Annotated in this window: 1 protein-coding gene; it reads left to right on the top strand. The window is 28.5% G+C overall.

Going from position 1 to position 1,121, the window contains the following annotated elements; translation table 11 throughout:
- Positions 1-1,121: ATP-binding protein (locus tag HG1285_RS00415; protein WP_008289669.1), on the top strand; the 1,121-nt coding region annotated here is incomplete at both ends.

Consider the following 1,121-nt stretch of genomic DNA (forward strand, 5'->3'; position numbering starts at 1 on the left):
TAAGATTTGCAAAGAAAAATTTAAAACTAATATCAAATAAAGAATGGGATAGCTTAGAAAAGCCAACTTTTGCTGAAAAAGATGAACTTACTGAGATACTAAATGCCCTTTATAAAATGTCAAAAGAACTTCAGGTTTATATTGAGGAAATTAACAACCTGAAAAAGTTTTACTCTGAGATATTATTTCAGCTTGATAATATTGTTATCGTTTGCGGTAAAAATGGAAATGTAGTATTTAACAATAAAAATTTAGATATAGATAACATATCTAAAATATTTGTAGAAGAAAAGGATTTCCAAAATATAAATAAGGCTTTAAAAAAAGAAAAGTCAAAAATCGTAGAAGCAAAACTTAATATTAAAGGTAGAAATATTTGGGCTATAGTGAATGCTGCTGTATATAAAGATAGATGTATATTTACAATATCTGATATTTCAGAAATAAAAGCCTTGCAAGAACAGTACAACCTTGCCCAAAGACTTTCAACTGTTGGTGATATTGGAGCAAGTCTGGCACATGAATTAAAAAATATGCTGCTTCCTTTAAATCTTTACATTGAAGATATAAACTCTTTGGATAAAGAAGACATAGAAAATACTAAATCAATACTTAAAAAGATGAATAAACTGATAAAGTCATTTTTAAACTTTGCAAAACCTCCTACAGAGTACACAGGTGAGCCAGTTAACGTATCCGAGCTTTTAAATGAAATACTGTTTATCATGACGCCAGCTTTTCAAAGAAAAAAAATTGTTTTAGATAAATATGTACAGAAAGAGCTATACTTACCTATCAATCAGACTGCTTTTGAGATTTTAGCAATAAACCTTATAAAAAATGCTATAGAAGCATCTTTTGAAAGAAGTAAAATATGTATTATTTTAAGAAAAAATAAAAAACAAAACGCAGTTGAATTTTCTGTAAAGGATTACGGCTCTGGAATATCACCAGAAGTTAGGAATAAGATATTTGAGCCGTTTTTCTCTACAAAACAGGAAGGAACAGGTCTTGGTCTTTCTACAGTTTACAGAATAGTTTATGAAAATAATGGAGATATATTTGTAGATACAGGAAAATATGGAACAACATTTACAGTTAGATTTTATCTGGAGGACAGC

Source organism: Hydrogenivirga sp. 128-5-R1-1 (assembly GCF_000171895.1).